This window comes from Curtobacterium sp. MCPF17_050 (assembly GCF_003224435.2).
Lineage (GTDB): Bacteria > Actinomycetota > Actinomycetes > Actinomycetales > Microbacteriaceae > Curtobacterium.
This window is the reverse complement of sequence record NZ_CP126250.1, coordinates 2,976,110-2,995,238: the sequence shown is the minus strand read 5'-3', so window position 1 is coordinate 2,995,238 and position 19,129 is coordinate 2,976,110. Positions and strand designations below refer to the sequence as shown.

Here is a 19,129-nt window from a genome sequence, read left to right as displayed (position 1 = left end):
CCCCGTCGGCCTGGCCGGCGGGGCGTTCGTCGTCCCGGGGACGCGGTGACCGCCGGGAGGCCCGGTGCGCCCGCGTCCGTCGGTCCGCCTTCCTAGGATGGTTCCGTGAGTGAACCGAGTCCCACGCGTCCGGCGCGCAGCGAGGCATCCGTCGGCGTGGTGCAGGCCCTCGTCGCGTACGGGCTCTGGGGACTCATGCCCCTGCTCTTCGCGGCCATGGCCCCGGCGGGCGCGTTCGAGATCGTGTCGTGGCGGATCGTCTTCGGCCTGGTGTTCTGCGCCGTTGCCATCCTCGCGACCCGCTCATGGCTCCGCACCCGGTCCCTACTCGTGCAGCCGCGGGTGATGGGCATCATGGGCATCGCCGCCGGGCTCATCCTGGTGAACTGGACCGTGTACGTGCTCGCGGCCACCACGGGGCACACCGTCGAGGCGGCGCTCGGCTACTTCATCAACCCGCTCGTCACGATCGCGCTCGGCGTGGTGGTCCTCCGCGAACGCCTCCGACCCCTGCAGTGGACCGCCGTCGGCGTCAGCGTCCTGGCCGTCGTCGTCATCGCGGTCGGGTACGGACGGATGCCGTGGATCTCGCTGGCGCTGGCGTTCTCGTTCGGGACGTACGGTCTCGTGAAGAAGCGCGTGGGCGGCACGGTCGACGCACTCAGCGGGCTCACGATCGAGACCGTGTGGTTGCTCCCGCTCGCGGTGGGGGCGCTGGTCGTGCTCGGCGTCACCGGGCTCGGCGGCGGGGTCACGTTCACGAGCGAGGGCTGGGTGCACACCCTCGTCACGGTGCTGACCGGGCCGGCGACCGCGGTGCCGCTCCTGCTCTTCGCGTCCTCGGCCCGTCGGGTGAGCCTGTCGACCCTCGGGCTGACGCAGTACCTCGCACCCGTGATGCAGCTGCTCGTGGGGGTGCTCGTGCAGCACGAGCCGATGTCGGTCTCGCGGTGGATCGGCTTCGGGATCGTCTGGTCGGCGCTCGTGCTGCTCACCGTCGACTCGTTCACCGCTGCGCGGCGGGGTGCGCGACCCGACGCCGTACCCGAGCCGGCCTGAGCCGGCGGGGGCGGGGCGGGCCTCCCGGCCGGCGAGCGAGTCGCGCCTGCGGGACGCGCCTGTCTGTCCCTGACGCCGCTTCGATGTCGAGACGCCGCGTTGTTCCGCGTCGTCTCGACCGTTCGGCGGCGTGACGTGCTGACGCCGGTGTCTCCGCGCTCCCGCCCGCAGCCGAGCCGCCCGCATGCCCCGCCCACGCGAACGGCCCCCGGGAGCAGCTGCTCCCGGGGGCCGTCGGTCGTGCGGGCGTTACTTCGAGACCGAGCCCTGGATGGCGCTCTGGTACACGGGCTTGTTGTCGCCGTCGAACTTGTAGATGCCGATGTAGGCGCTCGACGGGTCGTTCTTGGAGTCGAACGGACCGATGCCGGACGGACCGGTGTAGTGGATGTCCTCACCGTCGTCGAGGAGGTCCTTGCAGTCCTTGAACGTCGAGCACTCGGTGCCGCCGTCCGCCCCGGAGACCGCAGCCATGTTGGCCTGGATCGTGCCGGAGTCGGTGCCCTTGCCCTTCACCGCGGCGAGGGCGGCGAGGGTGGTGGCGTCGTAGGACTCGGCCGCGTACGAGAAGTCGGCGAGGTCCTTGTTCGAGGACTTCTTGTAGAAGTCGACGAGGCGCTTCTTCAGGTCGTCCTTCGGGCTGGCACCGGGGATGGTGCCCTGCGCGCCCTCGAGGGTGCCCTTGTCGAAGTCCTTCGAGTAGTCCGCCGTGTTGCCGTCGGACATGTAGATCTTCGCCTTGTTCCCCTGCGAGACGAGCTCGGGGATGATCGACTTCGTCTCGTCGAAGGCCAGCACGACGATCGCGTCGGGCTCGGTCGCGAGTGCTGCGGTCACCTCGGACGAGAACGTGGTCTGTCCGGGCGGGAACTCCTGCCCCTTGCCCTTGGCGCCGTAGACGACCTGGCCACCGGCGGACTCGACGGCCTCCTGGACGGAGTTGCGGAGGCCGGTGCCGTACGTGTCGTTGAAGACGAGGAACGCGACCTTGGCGTTGCCGTCACCCGTGACGAGCTGGCCCAGCGCGGAACCCTGGACGGAGTCCGGCGGAGCGGTGCGGTAGTAGTGCGACGAGTAGCCGGACAGGTCGGTCGCCGTGTTCGCCGGCGAGATCTGCACCATGCAGTTGCTCGTGAGCTGGTCGATCACGTTGAGCGTGACGGAGGACGACTCGGCACCGATGACGACCGGGACCTTCGCGTCCACGAGCTTCGTCGCGGCGGAGCTCGACACGGTCATGTCGTTGCTGTCGCCGGAGTCGGTGGCGGGGTCGATGGTGACGTCCTCGTCGAGCACACCACCCGCGGCGTTGATGTCCTCGACGGCGAGGCCGACGCCGGACTCGGCCGGCGGGTTGAGGTAGGCCAGCGACCCGGTCAGCGGCAGGATCGTACCGATCTTCAGCGGGTCGGTGCTGGGCGACGAGGGGGCCTCGCAGCTCGCGGCCGGGTCCTTCTTCCCGCCGCCGGCCTTGGCCGACTCGGACGCGCCGTCACCGGCGTTGCTCGAGGTGGAGCAGCCGACGAGGAGCACCGCTGCCGCTCCCGCCAGTGCCAGCGCCGTGGTGGCGCGGGTGGTTCTGATCATCCGTGGAACCCTTTCTCTGCGCGGAGGCCCTACCGCATCGGGTCGAGCGCGGCGTCTCCGCGTGGGATTGAGGAGAAAACTAGGGTCGATGTGTTTCGCCCGTGTGACGGAAGTACACACCTGGGTGTTTCGTTACATACCCGTGACACTTCTGAGCGGCCTCACCGGAACCCCTGATCAGGAGTCCGTCTGGACGGTCTCCGTGGTCCCGGACGGTCGTCCTGGAGGCCCGGCGTACGTTCCGCAGACATGAACGACACATCTTCCACCACCGTCTTCCGGCCCACGCGGGCCATCGTCACCGGCTCGGAGTCGGGCATCGGCAAGGCCACCGCGGTCGCGCTGGCGGCCGCCGGCATGGACGTCGGGATCACCTACCTGTCCGAGCCCGACCGGGCCGAGGAGACCGCGGCCGAGGTCCGCGCCGCCGGGCGACAGGCGTACGTGGCGCAGCTCGACGTGACCGACCTCGAGCGGGCGGGCGCGGTCATCGACGGCCTCGTGTCCCAACTCGGCGGGGTCGACGTCATCGTCGCCGACGCGGGCACGGGCGACAACGCTCCGTTCCTCGACCTGACGCTCGACCAGTGGCGGCACACCGTCGCGACCGACCTCGACGGGGCCTTCGTCACGATCCAGGCAGCCGCTCGTCGCATGGTCGCGCAGGGCACCGGCGGCCGGATCATCGGCATCACGAGCGTGCACGAGCACCAGCCGCGGTACGGCTCCAGCGCGTACGACGCCGCGAAGCACGGGCTCGGCGGTCTGCTCAAGACGATCGCGATCGAGCTGGCGTCGCACGGCATCACCGCGAACGCCGTCGCACCGGGGGAGATCGCGACCCGGATGACCGGCGCAGAGGACGAGGACCCGCACACGATCTCCCGTCCCGGGGTGCCGCTCGGCCGTCCGGGCAACGCGTGGGAGATCGCGGCCGCCGTGGCGTTCCTGGCCTCGCCCGCGTCGTCGTACATCACCGGCGTGTCGCTGCCCGTCGACGGCGGCATGCTCCAGATGGGCCCGCACGGCGGCAGCCACATCACGTCGGACGACTGGCGGAGCGCGTAGTCCCGGACGAAGCGACGAGGGCGGCCCCGCACAACGGTGTCTCGTTGCGCGGGGCCGCCCTCGTCGTGTTCTGTCGAACCGGGGGTCAGCCGCGGTAGTTCGGCGCCTCGACGACCATCTGGACGTCGTGCGGGTGCGACTCCTTCAGCCCGGCCGCGGTGATGCGGACGAACTTGCCGCGGGCCTTCAGCTCCGGAATGGTGCGGCCGCCGACGTAGAACATCGACTGCCGCAGCCCGCCGACGAGCTGGTAGACGACGTTGCCGACCGAGCCGCGGTAGGGCACCTGGCCCTCGATGCCCTCGGGGATGAGCTTCTCGTCCGAGGGGACGTCCGCCTGGAAGTAGCGGTCCTTCGAGTACGACGTCTTCTTGCCGCGGGTCTGCAGCGCCCCGAGGGAGCCCATCCCGCGGTACGCCTTGAACTGCTTGCCGCCGACGAACACCAGGTCGCCCGGGGACTCGTCGGTGCCGGCGAGGAGCGAGCCGAGCATGACGGTGTCCGCGCCCGCGACGAGGGCCTTCGCGATGTCGCCCGAGTACTGCAGGCCGCCGTCGGCGATGATCGGGACGCCGGCCTCGCGTGCGGCGAGGGAGGCCTCGTACACGGCGGTCACCTGCGGCACGCCGACACCGGCGACCACGCGGGTGGTGCAGATCGAGCCCGGGCCGACGCCGACCTTGACGGCGTCGACACCGGCGTCGATGAGCGCCTGCGCACCGGCACGGGTCGCGACGTTGCCGCCGATGACGTCGATGCCGTCGAACGACGAGTCGGCCTTGATGCGGCGGACCATGTCGAGCACGCCTTCGCTCTCGCCGTTCGCGGTGTCGACGACGAGCACGTCGACCCCGGCGTCGCGGAGGGCCTCGGCGCGCTGCCAGGCATCGCCGAAGAAGCCGATGGCGGCACCGACGCGCAGTCGGCCCTCCTCGTCCTTCGTGGCGTCCGGGTACTTCTCGCTCTTGTCGAAGTCCTTGACGGTGATGAGCCCGCGGAGCTTGCCGTCGGCGTCCACCAGCGGCAGCTTCTCGATCTTGTGCTGCGCGAAGATGGCGATCGCCTCTTCGGGGTCGATGCCCTCGAGCGCCGTGATGAGCGGGGCCTTCGTCATGACGTCACGCACGAGCGTGCTCGACATCTCGAACGGTGCGACGAAGCGCATGTCACGGTTCGTGATGATGCCCACGAGCGTGCCGTCGGCCTCGACGACCGGCAGGCCGGAGACGCGGAACTGCCCGCAGAGCGCGTCCACGTCGGCGACGGTGGCGTCCGGGCTGGTGGTCACCGGGTTGGTGATCATGCCCGACTCGGAGCGCTTCACCTTGTCCACGTAGGCGGCCTGGTCCTCGATGGACATGTTGCGGTGCAGGATCCCGATGCCGCCCTGGCGCGCCATGGCGATGGCCATGCGGGACTCGGTGACGGTGTCCATGGCCGCGGAGAGCAGCGGCACGTTGACCGAGATCCGCTTGGTGAGCCGGGACGTCGTGGACGCCTCGCTCGGGATGACGTCGGTGTGCCCCGGCAGGAGCATGACGTCGTCGTACGTGAGTCCGATGAATCCGAACGGATCCGGCTGGTCCATGGGTCCCCTTCGTGGGCGAGGTGAACGGGTGTCAGTACCGGGAACGCACCGGTGGGCTCTCGATGGGACATGGTAACGCGCGCGACGCAGGCGCCATTCCTAGGGCCGGGATCGGCCGCTGTACCGGCCGGACGGGAGGCTTCTCCGCGGGAACGCAAATCGACTCGCCTGTGCAAGGTCACGGTTGCGGCACGATTTGTGCAGGGAACGTGCCGGAAACACGGGGGACACAAAAAATCCCTAGGGTCCTCGACTATCCGAACGAGAGGCTCATCCGTGGGTTCCATCACTCCGCCGGGGTCAGCGCTGGCGCGCCGACTCCGCCGCGGGGCACCAGGCCGTCGTCGCCTGGTCCTCGCCGCCGTGCTCTTCCTCGCCTTCCTGGCCACCTTCGCCGTCGACGTGGTGCTCTCGCCCGTCGCCGGCGCAGCGACCAGCAGCCCCTCCGCCAGCAGCGCACCGGCGAGCACCGGGCCCTGCGTGGTCAGCACGACGAACGGCTGCATCCAGGGCACGATCCTCGACTCGGAGCGGGAGCCCGCCGCGGGAGTCGACGTCGACGTCACCGGCCCCGGCTCGTTCACGGGGTCCTCGACGACGAACGCCGACGGCCGCTGGTCGGTCAGCATCTCGGAGGCCGGGTCCTACACGGTCAAGGTCGACCAGGACTCGCTGCCGAAGGGGCAGTACCTCACCGACGCGAAGGACGCCGAGCGCACCGTGCAGGGCAACCTGAACGCCAACGCCGGCACGATCTTCCAGCTCTCCGACCAGGAGGGCGCGACCACCGACACCGGCGCCACGAGCGTCACCGCGGCACGGTTCTGGCAGCAGTTCGCCTCCGGCATCCGCCTCGGACTCCTCATCGCCCTCGCCTCGATCGGCCTGTCGCTCATCTACGGCACGACCGGCCTGTCCAGCTTCTCCCACGGTGAGCAGGTGACCCTCGGTGGCCTCCTCGCCTACGTCTTCGCGAACCAGCTCGGATGGAACATCTGGCTCGCCGGGCTGGTGACCGTGCTGCTCTGTGCCGCGACGGGGTACCTGCAGGACGCGGGCATCTGGAAGCCCCTGCGGAAGCGCCGGATCAGCCTCACGCAGCTCATGATCGTGACGATCGGTCTCTCGATCGCCGCCCAGTACGCCTTCCAGTACTTCTTCGGGGCATCGACCGTCCGCATCCAGCAGGGCAACCCGGAGACGGTGACGTTCGCCGGCATCACGCTGACGGTGCAGTCGTACGTCGCGATGGGGATCGCGCTCGTCGTGCTCGTCGGCACGGGGCTGTTCCTCGGGAAGACGCGCTTCGGACGTGCCACCCGTGCGGTGTCCGACAACCCGGCGCTCGCCGCGGCCTCGGGCATCGACGTCGACCGCGTGATCCGCTTCGTGTGGACGCTCGCCGCCGGTCTCGCCGGTCTGTCCGGTGTGATGCTCGGCCTCGTGCTGAACGGCGTGAACTGGCAGACCGGTCTCCAGCTGCTGCTGCTCATGTTCGCCTCGGTGACCCTCGGCGGTCTCGGGACGGCCTACGGCGCGCTCGTCGGCTCGATGATCATCGGCATCGTCGTGGAGCTCACGAACCTGGTGCTGCCCGGTGACTTCAAGTACGCCACCGCCCTCGTCATCCTCATCCTCATCCTGCTGTTCCGGCCGCAGGGCATCTTCGGCCGTGCCGAGCGGATCGGCTAAGGGAGCACCCGCATGGACTACATCCTCACCCTGCTCACCTCGCTGACGCAGGAGGCCCTCGCGCCGACGACCGCGGCGTTCGCGCTCGCGGCGATCGGCCTCAACGTGCACTTCGGGCTCACCGGCCTGGTCAACATGGGCCAGGCGGCGTTCCTGCTGCTCGGCGCCTACGGGTTCGCGATCTCGATCTCGAACGGCCTGCCCGTCGGGCTCGCGGTGCTCATCGCCCTGGCCATCGCGATCGTCTTCGCGGTCATCCTCGGCATCCCGACCCTGCGGTTGCGCGGGGACTACCTGGCGATCGTGACGATCTCCGGTGCCGAGATCATCCGCATGGTCGGCCGATCGAGTCTGCTCACCGACACCACCGGTGGCTCGAACGGCATCACCGGCTCGAGCTACCGCGAGCCGTTCAACGCGCTGAGCTTCCTGCCCGACGGCACCACGACCATCCTGTGGTTCACGTACTCGAACAACGGCGTCAACGGCTGGTGGATCCGCATCGTCGGCTGGGGCCTGGTCGCCCTGTTCACCCTCGTGCTGTTCCTGCTCATGCGCAGCCCGTGGGGCCGTGTCGTGAAGGCCATCCGCGAGGACGAGGACGCGGTCCGCTCCCTCGGCAAGAACGTCTACTCCTACAAGATGCAGGCGCTCGTCTTCGGTGGCGCGCTCGGTGCCCTGGCCGGGGTCATCTACGTCCTGCCGAGTTCGGTGCAGCCGGACGCGATGGGCCGCTCGATGACCTTCTTCATCTGGACGGCGCTCATCCTCGGAGGCGCGGCGACGGTGTTCGGACCGGTGCTCGGCGCGATCCTGTTCTTCGTCGTCCGTCTCTTCATCCGCACGCTCGCGGGTGACTTCATCCCGAACTCGATCATGAGCGCCCAGCAGGCCGAGCAGTTCTCCTACGTGCTGGTCGGTGTCGCGCTCATGCTCCTCATCGTCTTCCGCCCACAGGGACTCCTGGGGAACAAGAAGGAGCTGACGTTCAGTGTCTGAACCCACCGGAACCACGCCCGGCGTCCCCACCGCCCTCACCGCGGTGCAGCACGCCCCCGGTTCGCCGAAGCCGGACGCCATCCTCACGGTCGACAACATCAGCCGCCGCTTCGGTGGCATGACCGCGGTCGACGTGGACCACCTCGAGGTGCAGCGCGGTGCCATCACGGCCCTCATCGGGCCGAACGGCGCCGGCAAGACCACCTTCTTCAACCTGCTCACCGGCTTCGACAAGCCGACGAGCGGCAAGGAGGCCCGCTGGCAGTTCAACGGGAAGACGCTCGGCAACACCGGGGCCGCGAAGGTCGCCCGCGCCGGCATGGTCCGCACGTTCCAGCTGACGAAGGCGCTGTCGCGCCTCACCGTGATGCAGAACATGCTGCTCGGCGCCAAGGACCAGCCGGGCGAGAACTTCTTCGCCGCGCTGGTCAGCCCGCTGTGGCGGAAGCGTGAGCAGGAGATCACGGCGAAGGCCGAGGACCTCCTCGCCCGCTTCAAGCTCCTCGAGAAGAAGGACGACTACGCCGGATCGCTCTCGGGCGGCCAGCGGAAGCTCCTCGAGATGGCCCGCGCGCTCATGTCCGACCCGACGATGATCATGCTCGACGAGCCGATGGCCGGCGTGAACCCGGCGCTGACGCAGTCGCTGCTCGGGCACATCCAGTCCCTCCGCGACGACGGCATGACGGTGCTCTTCGTCGAGCACGACATGCACATGGTCCGGCACATCTCGGACTGGGTCGTCGTGATGGCCGAGGGCAAGGTCGTCGCCGAGGGCCCGGCCGCCACCGTCATGGACGACCAGGCCGTGATCGACGCCTACCTCGGCGCCCACCACGACACCGACCTCGGTGACGACTCGCTCCTCACCGAGGAGACCTACGAGGAACTCGCCGACGAGGTCGCAGAAGAGGACGCGGCGGACGCCGCCGACGAAGGGAAGGCGACCCGATGACGGACGCGACGAACGGCACCGGCGCGGACCGGGCCTCCAGTGCGGAGCCGGCAGCGGTGGCCGTCACCCCGGGCAGCACGACCCCGCGTGCCGCGACCGGCGGCGCCACCGCGGTGCAGGACCGCGAGCCGGTCATGCGTGCCGACAACCTCGTCGCCGGCTACCTGCCGGGTGTCAACATCCTCAACGGGTGCGACCTGGTCTGCTACCCGGGCGAGCTCATCGGCATCATCGGCCCGAACGGCGCCGGCAAGTCGACGCTCCTCAAGGCGCTGTTCGGCCTCGTGAACATCCGCGAGGGCTCGGTCACGCTGCAGGGCGAGGACATCACGAACCTCAAGGCGAACAAGCTCGTGCAGGCCGGGGTCGGCTTCGTCCCGCAGACGAACAACGTCTTCCCCTCGCTCTCCATCGAGGAGAACCTGCAGATGGGGCTGTACCTGCGCCCGAAGAAGTTCGCCGAGCGGCTCGAGGTCATCTACGACCTGTTCCCCGTGCTCGGACAGCGCAAGGGCCAGCGCGCCGGGTCGCTCTCCGGTGGTGAGCGGCAGTCGGTCGCGATGGCGCGGGCGCTCATGATGGACCCGAAGGTGCTGCTGCTCGACGAGCCCTCCGCCGGCCTGTCGCCGGTGCGGCAGGACGAGACGTTCATCCGTACCCGCCGCATCAACAAGGCCGGCGTGTCCGTGATCATGGTCGAGCAGAACGCCCGCCGGTGCCTGCAGATCTGCGACCGCGGCTACGTCCTCGACCAGGGGCGGAACGCGTACTCGGGCACCGGGAAGGAGCTCGCCGACGACCCGAAGGTCATCGAGCTCTACCTCGGAACGCTCGCCAAGGACGTCGACGCCACGAAGTAGGGTCGTCGACACCGCGGGTGCCGCTGTGGGGGCAGCATCCGCGACGGACGGGGCCGTGCTGGCTGCGCTTGCGCGCCGCACGGCCCCGCTCTCGTGCCGCGGGCGGACGCCGGTGTCGGAACGGGACACCCGGTGTCTCTCGGAGACGCCGGTGTCGCATCGAGACGCCGGTGTCTCACCCGAGACACCGCCGGAGCGGCGAGACGCCACCGGTTCCGGCGGCGTCTCGCGCACTCGGCGGCGTCTCGCGCAGACGCGCGTGTCTGCGGGAGCGACCCCGTGCCCCCCGTCCGGCCGGGAGGCCCGCCCCGCCTCCGGCGCGTCGGGTACCGTTCCAGCGTGGAACGCTTCTCGGCCCGGGCGATGGACGCCCTCGTGTGGGTGGTGTTCGTCGTGCTCTTCGTGGGCGCGGCCCTGCTCGTGAAGGTCGCCGCCGCACTCCTCGTCGTGCTCATCGTGCTGGCGCTGCTGCTCGGGCTCACGCTCCGGGTGCTCCGCCGACGTCGCACGCGCTGACCCGCCGACCGTCCGGCCGTGCCACCCGCACACCCCGCCCGGTAGGGTTGCCGGGTGAGCGAAGTCGAGATCGGTGCAGGCAAGCGCGGACGTCGGGCGTACGCGTTCGACGACATCGCGGTGGTCCCCTCGCGGCGGACGCGTGACCCGCGGGACGTCAACGTCCAGTGGTCGATCGACGCGTTCACCTTCGAGTCGCCGATCCTGTCCGCGCCGATGGACTCCGTCGCCTCGCCCGCGACCGTCATCGAGATGGGGCGTCTCGGCGTCCTCGGGGTCCTCGACCTCGAGGGCCTGTGGACCCGCTACGAGGACCCGGAGCCGTACCTCGCCGAGATCCGCACGCTGACCGACGGCAACGTCACGAAGCGCATGCAGGAGATCTACGCCGAGCCGGTCAAGGCCGAGCTGATCACCCGCCGTCTGGCCGAGATCCGTGCCGCCGGCGTCCCGGTCGCCGGCTCGCTCAGCCCGCAGCGCACGCAGGAGTTCTCGCAGACGGTCGTGGACGCCGGTGTCGACCTGTTCGTCATCCGCGGCACGACGGTCAGCGCCGAGCACGTGTCGCAGAACACCGAGCCGCTCAACCTCAAGAAGTTCATCTACGAGCTCGACGTCCCGGTGATCGTCGGCGGTGCCTCCACCTACACGGCGGCCCTGCACCTCATGCGCACCGGCGCCGCGGGCGTGCTCGTCGGCTTCGGCGGGGGCGCGGCGTCGACCACGCGCGCCGCGCTCGGCATCCACGCACCCATGGCCACCGCGGTCGCCGACGTCGCCGGCGCTCGTCGCGACTACATGGACGAGTCCGGCGGGCGGTACGTGCACGTCATCGCGGACGGCGGTCTCGACACCGCCGGGGACGTCGTCAAGGCGATCGCGATGGGGGCCGACGCCGTCATGCTCGGCACCGCACTGGCCCGCGCGGCAGAGGCCCCGGGCGGTGGCTTCCACTGGGGTGCCGAAGCGCACCACCCCGAGCTGCCCCGCGGCCGTCGCGTCGAGGTCGGCACCATCGGCTCGCTCGAGAGCATCCTGAACGGCCCGACCCCGTCGTGGGACGGCCGCGCCAACCTGGTCGGCGCCCTGCGTCGGTCGATGGCGACGACCGGGTACTCCGACGTCAAGGAGTTCCAGCGAGTAGAAGTGGTCGTGGCGCCCTACCACCGCTGACGCGGTGCGCCCGTGGACGATCCGCGGGCGCTGCTCCGGCGCCGGACGGCGATGGAGGCGATCATGACAACGACGGTCACGAACCGTGCGTCGAGCACCGCGGGGTTCGACCCCGCGACGAAGCTCGGCCCGGACGAGCGCGAGGCCGCGATCGAGACCCTGAAGACCCGGGAGCTCGACGTCCTGGTCGTCGGCGGCGGCATCGTCGGCGGTGGTGCCGCACTCGACGCCGTCACCCGGGGCCTGTCGGTCGGGATCGTGGAGGCCCGCGACTGGGGCTCGGGCACGTCCAGCCGGTCGTCGAAGCTCGTGCACGGTGGCATCCGGTACCTCGAGCAGCTCAACTTCACGCTCGTCCGCGAGGCCCTCATCGAACGCGGCCTGCTGCTCCAGCGCATCGCCCCGCACCTGGTCAAGCCGGTCCGGTTCCTGTACCCGCTCAACCACCGGGTCTGGGAGCGCTTCTACATCGGCATCGGCATGGCGATGTACGACGTCTTCAGCTGGTCCGGCGGACGTCCGCCCGGCGTGCCGCACCACCGCCACCTCACCCGCACGCAGGTGCTCCGCTCGATGCCGTCCCTCAAGAAGGACGCGTTCGTCGGCGGCATGACCTACTACGACGCGCAGGTCGACGACGCCCGCTACGTGGCCGCACTCGTCCGCACGGCGGCCTCGTACGGCGCACACGCTGCCTCACGGGTCCGGATCGAGGGCTTCATCAAGGTCGGGGAGCGGGTCGTCGGGGCGCACGCGCACGACATCCAGACCGGTGAGCACTTCGACATCAGGGCGAAGCAGGTCGTCAACGCGACGGGTGTCTGGACCGACGACACCCAGGCGATGGTCGGCACCCGCGGGCAGTTCAAGGTGCGTGCATCGAAGGGCGTGCACCTCGTCGTCCCGCGCGACCGGTTCCAGTCGAACTCGGGCATGATCCTCCGCACCGAGAAGAGCGTCCTGTTCGTCATCCCGTGGGGTCGCCACTGGCTGATCGGCACGACCGACACCGACTGGTACCTCGACAAGGCGCACCCGGCGGCGACCGCGGCGGACATCGACTACATCCTCGAACACGTCAACAAGGTGCTCGCCGTGCCGCTCACCCGCGAGGACGTCGAGGGCGTCTACGCCGGTCTCCGACCGCTCCTGGCGGGGGAGTCCGAGGCCACGTCGAAGCTCAGCCGTGAGCACGTCGTCGCACACACGGCCCCGGGCCTCGTGGTCGTCGCCGGTGGCAAGTGGACGACCTACCGCGTGATGGGCAAGGACGCCATCGACGAGGCCGCCGCAGCGATGGACGGCAGGATCCCGGAGTCGACGACGCAGGACATCCCGCTGCTCGGCGCCGAGGGCTACCCGGCCGCGTGGAACAAGCGGGCCCGCACCGCGAAGACGTTCGGCGTGCACAAGGTCCGGATCGAGCACCTGCTCAACCGGTACGGCACCCTGGCGACCGAGGTGCTGCAGCTCGTGCAGGAGGACCCCTCGCTCGCCGAGCCGTTGCCCGGTGCGGACGACTACATCGGGGCCGAGGTCGTGTACGCGGCCTCGCACGAGGGTGCCCTGCACCTGGAGGACGTCCTCGCCCGCCGCACCCGCATCTCCATCGAGGCCTGGGACCGCGGCGAATCCGCGGCGCCGGTGGCCGCGCGGCTCATGGCGGACGTGCTCGGCTGGGACCAGGAGACCACCGAGAACGAGGTGTCGAACTACCTCAAGCGGGTGGCCGCGGAGCGGGAGTCGCAGCTGCAGCCCGACGACGAGTCCGCTGACCGCGTGCGGCTCGAGGCGCCGGACATCGCGTTCGGGTTCGAGGAGGACGACGTCGTCGTCGGCGGCGGCCGGAGCGACGGCGCCGAGGGGGCGACGGCGTCCGACGAGCAGGTCGTGGGCGAGAAGACGACCGAGCCCAGCTGACGCGGGCCGGACGGGAGGCTCCCCACCCTGGGCCGAGGACGTGCCGCTGGTGCGTCGGTCCGGGACCGGCCGGCGCGGGTCCGGGGACCAGCTGGGGGCGGGCCTCCCGTCCGCCCCCACGCACGGTCGGCGGCCGCGTTCTGCGCCGACGGGCTGCGGCTGCGCGTCGACGCAGTCGTCGCGCCGCCGCGGGTGGCTACGCGGCGGCGCGGGCGCGGGTGGCTACGCGGCGGCGCGGGCGCGGCGGAGGGTCTGCACCATCGTCAGGAACAGGACCGCCGGGATCGCGACGAGGGCCGCGAGGCTCGTGCCGTAGAGCACAGCGGCGCCCATGCCGTGCGCGCCGCCGGACACCCCGAAGGAGTCCGCGACGTCCATGCCGAGGAAGAAGCCCGACTGGAAGACGGGGCCGGCGCCGCACGCGACCAAGGCGAGGTGGCAGACGAGGGCCACCGGTACGGGGATCTCCTTCCAGATCGCCGCGATCGCGAAGCCGACGGCGAGGACCACGCCGATGCCGGCCGTCACCAGCACACCGACGACGTCCTGCCGGGAGTTCATGCCCATCGCGTCGACGGTGGCGTAGATCTCCGACAGCGACTTCCCCGGCACCGCTGCGAGCGGGTCGAGCACGAGGGCGTTCACCGCCAGCAGCGCGGCGTAGGCGGTGACGACGAGCGCGCCGGACACGGCGACGACGGTCTTGGAGGTCATCCGGCCATCCTCACCGGGCGGGGTGGACCGCCGCGTCCACCGCCGGGATGACCTGTGGAGAACGGAATGGCCGAGCCCTCCCGGTGGTTAGCATGGGTGTCCTGGGAAAGGGAGCCATCATGGTCGACGTCCATCGCGTCAAACTCCCCGGCGTCGGCGTGCTGCACAGCTTCTACACCGACGACGGTGGCAAGTGCGGTGTCATCACGCACCGGTCGGGTCACTCCGACCTCATCTCGTTCGCGGACGTCGCCGACGGCGCGGACAAGTCCGAGAAGGTCTCGCTCCGCCTGAGCGAGGACGAGGCGCACACCCTCGCCGAGCTGCTCGGCGGCACCCGGATCACGGAGGGCCTCGACAAGCTCGACGAGATCCCCGGCCTGTCGATCGACTGGTTCAGCGTCGACTACGACGACGCCATCGCCGGCAAGCCCCTCGGCGACCTGCACGACTCCGGGTTCATCGGCCTGACGGTCGTCGCGGTGGTCCGCGGCGACAGCGCCAACCCGGCGCCCTCGTCCGACTTCGTCGTGTTCCCCGGGGACACGATCGTGGTCGCCGGCGCGCCCGAGAAGGTCGCGAAGGCGTTCTCCTTCTACCGCAGCGGTCAGTTGGCAGCAGCCGCTGCCGAGGCGCCGCCCGGGAGTTAGTCGATGCACCTGGGTGGTGAGCTGCTGACCATCGGCGGCCTGTTCCTCATCGCCTACGTCCTCGGACGTCTCGGCAAGACCATCGGCCTGCCGGCGATCCCGGTCTACATGGTGGTCGGACTCATCGCGAGCCCGCACACCCCGTGGATCGGACTGAGCGTCGAGTCCCACACGATCGAGCTCATCGCCACGTTCGGGCTCATCCTGCTGCTGTTCAACCTGGGGTTGGAGTTCGACCAGGAGGAGTTCTACGGCAACGCCGGCAAGCTCCTCGTGTCGGGCGGCACCTACGTCGCGATCAACATGGGCGTCGGGTTCGCGTTCGGGTTCTCACTCGGATGGGGCACGCGCGAAGCCCTGATCATCGCGGGGATGACGGCGACGTCGTCGAGCGCCATCGTGACGAAGCTCCTCATCGAGCTCCGGCGCCTGGCGAACGACGAGACACCGATGATCCTCGGCGTCACCGTCATCGAGGACGTCTTCATCGCCGTCTACCTGGCGATCGTGTCCGTGGTGCTCTCCGGCGACACGAACGTCTGGGCGGTGATCGGGAAGCTCGCGCTCGCGTTCGGGTTCCTCATCGTCATGTTCAGCCTGGCGCGCTGGGGCGGTAAGCAGGTCTCACGGATCTTCGCGACCCGCGACGACGAGCTGTTCACCGTGCTGTTCTTCGGCCTCGCGGTGATGTTCGGTGGCATCGGGGACCTGCTCGGCGTGACCGACGCCATCGGTGCGTTCGTCATCGGGCTGCTCTGTGGTGCCACGCGCTACCGGGACCGCATCGAACAGCTGGCGCTCCCGATGCGCGACGTCTTCGCGGCGTTCTTCTTCGTGAACTTCGGCCTCGGCCTGGACGTCTCGACCTTCGGCGAGGTGCTCTGGCCGGTCGTCGCCGCCATCGGCATGACCGTCGTGCTCAACGCCGTCGCGGGGCAGCTCGTCGCCCGGATGAACGGCTTCAGCGTCCAGCAGGGCATCAACACGGCGGTCATCCTCGTCAACCGCGGCGAGTTCGCGCTCATCCTCGCGACGCTGTCCGCGGCGGCCGGACTCGAGGAGCGCATCACCGCGTTCGCCGGGCTCTACGTCCTCATCATGGCGGTGCTCGGTCCGCTGCTCGCGGTGAACTCCGACCGCATCGGTCGGCTCGTGCTCCGGCCGGGTCGGGTGCGGAAGCTCCGCGGGCGCGAGCTGGCGGCAGCGCAGGCCGCCGCCGAGCGCAAGGCCGAGCGCGACCGTCGGTTCGCCGAGGAGATCGCCCTCGTGGAGGCCGCGGGCAGGGAAGAGCGCGAGAATGGGGAACCGGAGACGACGCCGCCGCGCGCACAGCCGGTCACACCGGAACCCGTGCGCGTGAGCACGTCGTCGATCGAGATCCCAGCCGAGCGTCCCGAACGCCCGGTCCGACCACGCGATCCGGAGTACTGACACGCATGTGGGCCGTTGCACGACGTCCGAGGTGGATCGCACTGCTCGTGTTGGCCATCGTGCTGGCGGGCGTGTTCGCTGCGCTCGGCAAGTGGCAGCTCGAGCGCAGCATCGAGAACGGCAAGCCGCTGCCCGCCGGGACGGAGACGCGGCGCGCTCTCGATGACGTCACGACCCCCGAGAAGCCCGTCGGTTCGACGCTCGCGGGGCAGAAGATCACCGTCTCCGGGCGCTTCGTCGCCGGGGACACCACCGTCCTCACCGGCCGCAGCGGGGGTGGGACGTACCAGGCTGTCGGACACCTGGTCGACGACGCGACGGGGGCGAGCCTCCCGGTCGTGATCGGGTGGTCCGACCAGCGGGCGGCCGCCGTCGCCGGGGGTGACCGTCTGACCGACGGCGCGACCATGACGGTCGAGGGCCGGTACTACCCGGCCGAGTCGCCCGACCAGGACGCCTTCGAGCAGGGCGAGTACTCCGCCGTCGCCCCGGCCCGGTTCGTCAACACCTGGAAGGCGTTCGACGACCGGATGTACGGCGGCTACGTCGTCGCCGGAGCCGCCGTCGCGGACGCCGCGGACCTCGGCACCATCGCCGACCGGGCCCCCACGCGCGAGGTCCAGTTCGACTGGCTCAACCTGTTCTACGCGGTCGAGTGGGTCGTCTTCGCCGGGTTCGCCGTCTTCCTCTGGTACCGCTTCGTGAAGGACGCCTGGGAGCGCGAGCAGGACGAGGAGCGCGAGACCGCCGAAGCGGCCGCCGGTGGCGCCGCTGATGATGAGGCGCCCGCCGACGAGGCCGCTGTGGACGACGCCCGGGCCGAGCCGGGTCGCCGGTAGGATCGACGGCATGGCTCTGACCGTCCGGACCCGCGACATCCCGAAGATCCCGGGGGCCGTGCGGTTCTACCGCATCTCCGCGTACATCACCGGTGTGCTGCTGCTGGCCCTGATCGTCGAGGTCGTCATCAAGTACACGCCGATCCAGCGCGAGATGCAGCTCGGCGGGGGAGCGTTCTTCGTCCCGAACGGCACCGCCGGCGAGGCGCCCGGCACGTTCAACCTGTCCGTCGCGATCCTCATCGCCCACGGCTGGCTGTACGTCGTCTACCTCTTCGCGGACTTCCGCCTCTGGAGCATCATGCGCTGGCGGCCGTCGCGCTTCCTGCTCATCGCCCTCGGCGGGATCATCCCGTTCATGTCCTTCGTGGTCGAGCACCGCATGCAGAAGGCCGCCATGACCACCCACCACGAGCTGACCGCGCAGCAGTCGCGGGAGAAGGAGAGCGCTCGGTGAGCGAGACCGAACAGCGTCCCGTCCTCGTCGTCGACTTCGGCGCGCAGTACGCGCAGCTGATCGCGCGGCGCGTCCGCGAGGCCAACGTCTACAGCGAGATCGTCCCGCACTCCGTCACGGCGGACGAGATCCGCGCGAAGGACCCCGCCGCGATCGTCCTGTCGGGAGGCCCGTCCTCCGTCTACGAGGACGGCGCTCCGGCCCTGGACAGCGAGATCCTCGACCTCGGCGTCCCGGTGCTCGGCATCTGCTACGGCTTCCAGGCCATGGCGAAGTCGCTCGGCGGCGAGGTCGCACACACCGGCCTGCGCGAGTACGGCGCGACCGACGTCACCGTCAGCGGCACCGACAGCGTCCTGCTCGGCGGGCAGCCGGCGTCACAGACCACCTGGATGTCGCACGGTGACTCGGTCGCGAAGGCCCCGGAGGGCTTCGCGGTCCTCGCCTCCAGCGACTCGACGCCCGTGGCCGCCTTCGCCTCCGACGAGCGCAAGCTCTACGGCGTGCAGTGGCACCCGGAGGTCAAGCACTCGGCGTTCGGCCAGGCCGTGCTCGAGAACTTCCTGCACCGGGCTGCCGGGCTGCCGGGCGACTGGAACTCCGCGAACGTGATCGAGGAGCAGGTCGAGCGAATCCGCGCGCAGGTCGGCTCGTCCCGCGTGATCGCCGGGCTGTCCGGTGGCGTCGACTCCGCCGTCGCCGCGGCGCTCGTGCACAAGGCCGTCGGTGACCAGCTGACGTGCGTGTTCGTCGACCACGGGCTCCTCCGCGCCGACGAGCGCAAGCAGGTGGAGGAGGACTACGTCGCCTCCACCGGTGTCCGACTCGTCACGGTCGACGCCCGCGAGCAGTTCCTCGACGCGCTCTCCGGCGTCAGCGACCCGGAGCAGAAGCGCAAGATCATCGGGCGCGAGTTCATCCGCACGTTCGAGGCCGCGGCCGAGGCACTCGTGCTCGAAGCGCGCGCGTCCGACGGTGACGCCGAGGTCAAGTTCCTCGTGCAGGGCACGCTGTACCCGGACGTCGTCGAGTCCGGCGGCGGTTCGGGCACCGCGAACATCAAGTCGCACCACAACGTGGGCGGGCTGCCCGACGACATGACGTTCCAGCTCGTCGAACCCCTCCGCACCCTGTTCAAGGACGAGGTCCGCGCGGTCGGCCGCGAGCTCGGACTCCCCGAGGTCATCGTCGGGCGTCAGCCGTTCCCCGGCCCGGGTCTCGGCATCCGCATCGTCGGCGAGGTCACCTCCGAGCGCCTCGAGATCCTGCGGGCCGCGGACGCGATCGCCCGCGCCGAGCTGACCGCAGCGGGCCTGGACGACGAGATCTGGCAGTGCCCGGTCGTGCTCCTCGCCGACGTCCGTTCGGTCGGTGTCCAGGGCGACGGTCGTACCTACGGGCACCCGATCGTCCTCCGTCCGGTCTCGTCCGAGGACGCCATGACCGCTGACTGGACGCGCCTGCCGTACGACGTGCTCGCGAAGATCTCGAACCGCATCACCAACGAGGTGCGCGACGTCAACCGGGTCGTGCTCGACGTCACGTCGAAGCCGCCGGGGACGATCGAGTGGGAGTGAGGCTCCCCTGACGCCCGAGGGCCCGGTACGCAGTGCGTACCGGG

At 70.2% G+C, this 19,129-nt stretch carries 17 protein-coding genes; 14 read left to right on the top strand and 3 right to left on the bottom strand.

The window, feature by feature from the left end; all coding sequences use genetic code 11:
- Positions 1-105: 105 nt before the first annotated feature.
- Positions 106-1,059, top strand: coding sequence for an EamA family transporter RarD (gene rarD / locus DEJ34_RS14200; protein ID WP_110910503.1), 954 nt, complete (start codon positions 106-108; stop codon positions 1,057-1,059).
- A 249-nt stretch (positions 1,060-1,308) separates the two neighbouring features.
- Here rarD and DEJ34_RS14195 read toward each other — a convergent pair whose 3' ends face one another.
- Positions 1,309-2,646: an ABC transporter substrate-binding protein gene (locus DEJ34_RS14195; RefSeq protein WP_110910502.1), complete on the bottom strand. Its 1,338-nt coding sequence runs from the start codon at positions 2,644-2,646 to the stop codon at positions 1,309-1,311.
- Between the two features lie 249 nt (positions 2,647-2,895).
- Between DEJ34_RS14195 and DEJ34_RS14190 the strand changes: the two genes are divergently transcribed.
- The gene (locus tag DEJ34_RS14190) at positions 2,896-3,714 is read left to right on the top strand and encodes an SDR family oxidoreductase (protein WP_110900432.1); all 819 of its coding nucleotides are present in this window, start codon (positions 2,896-2,898) and stop codon (positions 3,712-3,714) included.
- Positions 3,715-3,799: 85 nt separating this feature from the next.
- Here the strand turns inward: DEJ34_RS14190 and guaB are convergent, their stop codons facing one another.
- Positions 3,800-5,302, bottom strand: a complete 1,503-nt coding sequence (gene guaB, locus DEJ34_RS14185; RefSeq protein WP_110824200.1) for an IMP dehydrogenase — start codon at positions 5,300-5,302, stop codon at positions 3,800-3,802.
- 363 nt (positions 5,303-5,665) lie between these two features.
- On the opposite strand from guaB, the gene DEJ34_RS14180 reads away from it, so the two are divergent.
- From DEJ34_RS14180 to DEJ34_RS14150, 7 genes are all read left to right on the top strand, one after another.
- Positions 5,666-6,994 (top strand): branched-chain amino acid ABC transporter permease, encoded by a 1,329-nt coding sequence (locus tag DEJ34_RS14180; RefSeq protein ID WP_110889252.1) that lies wholly within the window; start codon positions 5,666-5,668, stop codon positions 6,992-6,994.
- A 12-nt stretch (positions 6,995-7,006) separates the two neighbouring features.
- Positions 7,007-7,993 (top strand): branched-chain amino acid ABC transporter permease, encoded by a 987-nt coding sequence (locus DEJ34_RS14175; protein WP_110824198.1) that lies wholly within the window; start codon positions 7,007-7,009, stop codon positions 7,991-7,993.
- Positions 7,986-8,948 (top strand): ABC transporter ATP-binding protein, encoded by a 963-nt coding sequence (locus DEJ34_RS14170; protein WP_110824197.1) that lies wholly within the window; start codon positions 7,986-7,988, stop codon positions 8,946-8,948. The genes DEJ34_RS14175 and DEJ34_RS14170 overlap by 8 nt, the downstream gene beginning before the upstream one ends.
- Entirely contained in the window at positions 8,945-9,808 is an 864-nt protein-coding gene (locus DEJ34_RS14165; RefSeq protein WP_110824196.1) for an ABC transporter ATP-binding protein, read from the top strand. Before DEJ34_RS14170 ends, DEJ34_RS14165 begins: the two co-directional genes overlap by 4 nt.
- 339 nt (positions 9,809-10,147) lie before the next feature.
- Complete coding sequence (locus DEJ34_RS14160; RefSeq protein WP_181419459.1) at positions 10,148-10,324, top strand: hypothetical protein; 177 nt, start codon at positions 10,148-10,150, stop codon at positions 10,322-10,324.
- Between the two features lie 54 nt (positions 10,325-10,378).
- On the top strand, positions 10,379-11,497 hold the full coding sequence (locus DEJ34_RS14155; protein WP_110824195.1) for a GuaB3 family IMP dehydrogenase-related protein: 1,119 nt from the start codon (positions 10,379-10,381) through the stop codon (positions 11,495-11,497).
- A 63-nt stretch (positions 11,498-11,560) separates the two neighbouring features.
- Positions 11,561-13,417, top strand: coding sequence for a glycerol-3-phosphate dehydrogenase/oxidase (locus tag DEJ34_RS14150; RefSeq protein ID WP_110910643.1), 1,857 nt, complete (start codon positions 11,561-11,563; stop codon positions 13,415-13,417).
- A 222-nt stretch (positions 13,418-13,639) separates the two neighbouring features.
- Here DEJ34_RS14150 and DEJ34_RS14145 read toward each other — a convergent pair whose 3' ends face one another.
- Entirely contained in the window at positions 13,640-14,131 is a 492-nt protein-coding gene (locus DEJ34_RS14145; protein WP_110900434.1) for a hypothetical protein, read from the bottom strand.
- A gap of 119 nt (positions 14,132-14,250) precedes the next feature.
- Between DEJ34_RS14145 and DEJ34_RS14140 the strand changes: the two genes are divergently transcribed.
- From DEJ34_RS14140 to guaA, 5 genes are read left to right on the top strand one after another with little or no spacing between them, the layout of a single operon-like run.
- Positions 14,251-14,781: a cation:proton antiporter regulatory subunit gene (locus tag DEJ34_RS14140; RefSeq protein ID WP_110824193.1), complete on the top strand. Its 531-nt coding sequence runs from the start codon at positions 14,251-14,253 to the stop codon at positions 14,779-14,781.
- A gap of 3 nt (positions 14,782-14,784) precedes the next feature.
- Entirely contained in the window at positions 14,785-16,212 is a 1,428-nt protein-coding gene (locus DEJ34_RS14135) for a cation:proton antiporter (RefSeq protein WP_110910501.1), read from the top strand.
- Between the two features lie 47 nt (positions 16,213-16,259).
- Positions 16,260-17,051: an SURF1 family cytochrome oxidase biogenesis protein gene (locus DEJ34_RS14130; RefSeq protein ID WP_181422162.1), complete on the top strand. Its 792-nt coding sequence runs from the start codon at positions 16,260-16,262 to the stop codon at positions 17,049-17,051.
- A gap of 10 nt (positions 17,052-17,061) precedes the next feature.
- Entirely contained in the window at positions 17,062-17,508 is a 447-nt protein-coding gene (locus tag DEJ34_RS14125) for a DUF3817 domain-containing protein (RefSeq protein WP_110824190.1), read from the top strand.
- On the top strand, positions 17,505-19,085 hold the full coding sequence (gene guaA, locus DEJ34_RS14120; protein WP_110910499.1) for a glutamine-hydrolyzing GMP synthase: 1,581 nt from the start codon (positions 17,505-17,507) through the stop codon (positions 19,083-19,085). Before DEJ34_RS14125 ends, guaA begins: the two co-directional genes overlap by 4 nt.
- Positions 19,086-19,129 lie beyond the last annotated feature (44 nt).

Coding starts and splice junctions, on each gene's coding strand:
- DEJ34_RS14135 (WP_110910501.1), top strand. CDS start 14,785: ATGCACCTGGGTGGTGAGCTGCTGACCATCGGCGGCCTGTTCCTCATC.
- DEJ34_RS14195 (WP_110910502.1), bottom strand. CDS start 2,646: ATGATCAGAACCACCCGCGCCACCACGGCGCTGGCACTGGCGGGAGCG.
- DEJ34_RS14145 (WP_110900434.1), bottom strand. CDS start 14,131: ATGACCTCCAAGACCGTCGTCGCCGTGTCCGGCGCGCTCGTCGTCACC.
- DEJ34_RS14140 (WP_110824193.1), top strand. CDS start 14,251: ATGGTCGACGTCCATCGCGTCAAACTCCCCGGCGTCGGCGTGCTGCAC.
- DEJ34_RS14165 (WP_110824196.1), top strand. CDS start 8,945: ATGACGGACGCGACGAACGGCACCGGCGCGGACCGGGCCTCCAGTGCG.
- DEJ34_RS14125 (WP_110824190.1), top strand. CDS start 17,062: ATGGCTCTGACCGTCCGGACCCGCGACATCCCGAAGATCCCGGGGGCC.
- guaB (WP_110824200.1), bottom strand. CDS start 5,302: ATGGACCAGCCGGATCCGTTCGGATTCATCGGACTCACGTACGACGAC.
- DEJ34_RS14150 (WP_110910643.1), top strand. CDS start 11,561: ATGACAACGACGGTCACGAACCGTGCGTCGAGCACCGCGGGGTTCGAC.
- DEJ34_RS14175 (WP_110824198.1), top strand. CDS start 7,007: ATGGACTACATCCTCACCCTGCTCACCTCGCTGACGCAGGAGGCCCTC.
- DEJ34_RS14190 (WP_110900432.1), top strand. CDS start 2,896: ATGAACGACACATCTTCCACCACCGTCTTCCGGCCCACGCGGGCCATC.